This window comes from Mycobacterium sp. (assembly GCF_032162105.1).
Taxonomy (GTDB): domain Bacteria; phylum Actinomycetota; class Actinomycetes; order Mycobacteriales; family Mycobacteriaceae; genus Mycobacterium.
Map to the genome: position 1 here is coordinate 1 of NZ_JAVRPS010000592.1, position 3293 is coordinate 3293.

Below are 3293 nucleotides of genomic sequence, written 5' to 3' on the forward strand. Positions count from 1 at the left end.
GAGTCCCGCACCGAGCTCACTGCGTCCCGGACGCGGATCGTCGCCGCCGCAGACGACGCGCGGCGTCGCATCGAACGCGATCTGCACGACGGCGCCCAACAACGGCTGGTCTCACTGGCCCTCGAAATGCGCACCGCAGAAGCTTCGGTGCCGCCTGAACTGTCCGCATTCAAGGAACAGCTTTCACACCTCATTGCAGGTCTGGCCGGCGCCTCAGAAGACCTCCAAGAGATCGCACGCGGCATACACCCCGCGATCCTGTCCCGGGGAGGACTCGCCCCCGCCCTCAAGACGCTGGCCCGCCGCTCCGCCGTCCCCGTGGAACTCGACCTACACCTCGACCGGCAGTTGCCGGACTCCGTCGAAGTGGGTGCCTACTACGTCGTCGCCGAAGCGCTCACCAACGCGGCCAAACACGCGCGAGCCTCCCAAATAAGCGTGCACGTAGCCTGCGGGGGTGCCGTCCTGCACCTCTCGATCCACGACGACGGAATCGGTGGAGCCGACACCGCCAATGGGTCCGGGCTCGTCGGTCTGGCCGACCGCGTCGCTGCCCTCGGCGGCCAGCTGACCATCTCGAGTCAGCCCGGACACGGCACGTCCTTGGCTGCCAAGATCCCGCTCGATGCGGCTCAATGACACTCCGGGGAATTTGCGCATCCTCCACGCCATTTCACAGCGCGTCTGAGATGGCGGTATTGCGGGCAGCGACGCCGGGCAGCCGGAGTGCTGCCAGGTAGCCGGTAGGTAGAGATTCCAACGGGCGCTATCCACCGATGAGTGGCAGCGGGGATGACTTCGGTTCTGCCGAGCGCGATTCTGGAACCTGTTCAATTCTGCAACCGCACGACGGTCCGTTGGGTGGTGGACGACGCAGGTCATGACCGGGTCGTCGACAACCTCGTGGGCCACGTGCTCAACGGCGTCACCGGACCGATCCTGGAACGGACCTTCAAGTACTGGCGCAACGTCGATAAGGACCGCGGTGACCGCAGGTGAAATGACCTCCGCGACGGACAATTCCGGCGGCGAGAGGCGGCTACGCAGATCACCCGCTTCCCGTCGGGTCACACTGATGCCGGCCGGCTTGTTACACGTGATGATCGAACGGCTGCGGACGGACGATCCTGAGCGCGATGCGCTGCGTCGTGCTGTCCGGGCGGCGATCGTCGTTCCGCTGGCGGCCGCGGTGAGTTTCGTCGTCGCGGGTGGCTCGCAGGCTCCGTTGTTCACGATCGTCGGCGCCTTGTGGCTGATGGTGCTAGTCGACTTCCCGGGAAACCGGCAGGGGCGTGCACTCGCCCACTGCGGTGTCGGATTCAACGGGGCCGTTCTGATCACGGTCGGCACCCTGGTGGCTCCCCTGCCGTGGCTGGCGGTGGCGCTGATGTTCGTCCTTGGTGTCGCGGTGACGCTGGCCGGTGTCCTTAGCGAGACTATCGCCGCGGGTCAGCGCGTGACGCTGCTGGCCTACGTGCTGCCGGTCTGCACTCCGATCGGGCCCATCGGCGAGCGTCTGTTGGGTTGGACAATCGCACTAGTCGTCTGCATGCCGGCAACGTTGTTCCTTCTTCCGCCGCGGCACCACAGAGAGCTGCGGCGGCACGCGGCGCAAGTGTGCGGTGCGCTGGCCGACCGGCTGGAAGGCGTCGGGTCGGCGTCGCAGGTGTCGCGGGCGATGAAAGCACTGCGGGTCAACTTCTTTGACGCCGACTTCCGCCCAGTCGGCTTGACGGCCGGCAGCCAGGCCCTGGTGCGGGTGATCGACGACCTGGAATGGGTGACGGACCGAGTCGACGAGAACACCGGCGCCGCTCTCATGGATACGAAACGACCCGCCGTCAAGGTGGTGCGTTGCTCTGCCCGCGTGCTTGACGTCGTCTGCGTTGCCGAGCGCGCAGCCGCCAGTGTCGAACTGGTGGTCGCACTGGCACAGCTTCGGTCGGCGGCGCGCAGGCGTCACCACGAAGACATCGTTGCCGTACTCAACGATTGTTCCGACGACTCGGCACTCGCCGTCGGTCGTGAGCTGCTCCTCCGCCGGACCCTTACGACTGCCATTGGCCTGACCGGCCGGGTCATCGCGGCAGCCGCCGGGGCAGACGCGCGTCCGGTATGGGCGCGCGCGCTCGGCCTGCGGCTGCCACCCAGCGGGGCAGCCGACCGGTTGCTTCCGGAAGCCGTTGCCGTCCGCACGATCACCACCGGATTTCTCTCCACCCGATCGGTGGCGGCGCGCAACGCGGTTCGTACCGGGGTGGGGCTCGCGTTGGCCGTGGCGGCTACCCACCTGTTTCCTGTGCAACACGGGTTCTGGGTTGTGCTGGGCGCAATCGTGGTAATGGGCAGCAGCGCGTTGACCACCGGTACGAAAGTTGTTCGTGCCGTTGCCGGTACCGCCATCGGGGTCACCCTGGGCGCCACGCTGATCGCGGTTGCCGGTGTCGAGCCGGCAGTGCTCTGGACGCTGCTTCCGATCGCGATCTTCGCGGCAGCCTACGTTCCTCGGGTGGCCTCATTCGGCGCCGGTCAGGCGGCGTTCACGATGACCGTGCTGATCATCCTCAACCTGATCGCTCCGATGGGTTGGCAGCTCGGCTTGGTGCGCATCGAAGACATCACGGCGGGTGCGGCGGTGGCCGTCGTCGTGTCGGTGCTGCTGTGGCCCAGGGGCGCCACAGGGTCGGTATCGGCTGCTATCGACACCGCGTTCGATCTCGGATCGCGCTACTTGCGCGCCGCGGCATTCCGCGTCACCCGTGGCGCCTCGGAGGAGACCGACGTCCACGTCACTGCTCTCAGCCACGACGCGCTGGTGGCCGACCGTACTGCCGATGATGCTGTGCGCCAATACCTTTCCGAATCCGGCAGCGAAGCCGACCCACGCGATCCCGTGGTACGGGCAGCCGGTCGCGCGGTCCGATTGCGCAGCGCAGTAGACACCATCGCTGATATCAAAACCCCGCCACCGCTGTCTGCATTTCCGCGTGCGCGCGCCGTCCTCGAGGCTCACGCCGACTCGTTCTTGGCCCGACTCGCCGGGGTCACCGATCAGACCCGGGGTCCGATCGGTGACGAATTCGTGCTCGCGCTACGCGCGGCGTTCACCGGCGACGAAGCTGCGGTCAACGCGGCGCAGCCTCTCGTGGCAGTCGCAGCCATCCTCAGCGAACTCGAGCTGATCTGTCCGTCGCCGATCACCGCCGCCGAGGTCCGATGTGAAGTCCCAGTTCGGCGCGCACGTCGGCGTTGGTGCGTGGTTCAACTCTGGAGTTGAACACGGTTCTGTCCCC

At 66.9% G+C, this 3293-nt stretch carries 3 protein-coding genes; all 3 read left to right on the forward strand.

Annotated elements, in window-relative coordinates:
- The coding region (locus QOC69_RS30275) for a sensor histidine kinase (protein WP_526446206.1) at positions 1–639 on the forward strand (639 nt) is incomplete at its 5' end.
- Between the two features lie 222 nt (positions 640–861).
- Positions 862–999, forward strand: a complete 138-nt coding sequence (locus QOC69_RS30280) for a hypothetical protein (RefSeq protein ID WP_526446207.1) — start codon at positions 862–864, stop codon at positions 997–999.
- 76 nt (positions 1000–1075) lie between these two features.
- On the forward strand, positions 1076–3277 hold the full coding sequence (locus QOC69_RS30285; RefSeq protein WP_526446208.1) for an FUSC family protein: 2202 nt from the start codon (positions 1076–1078) through the stop codon (positions 3275–3277).
- Positions 3278–3293: the final 16 nt, after the last annotated feature.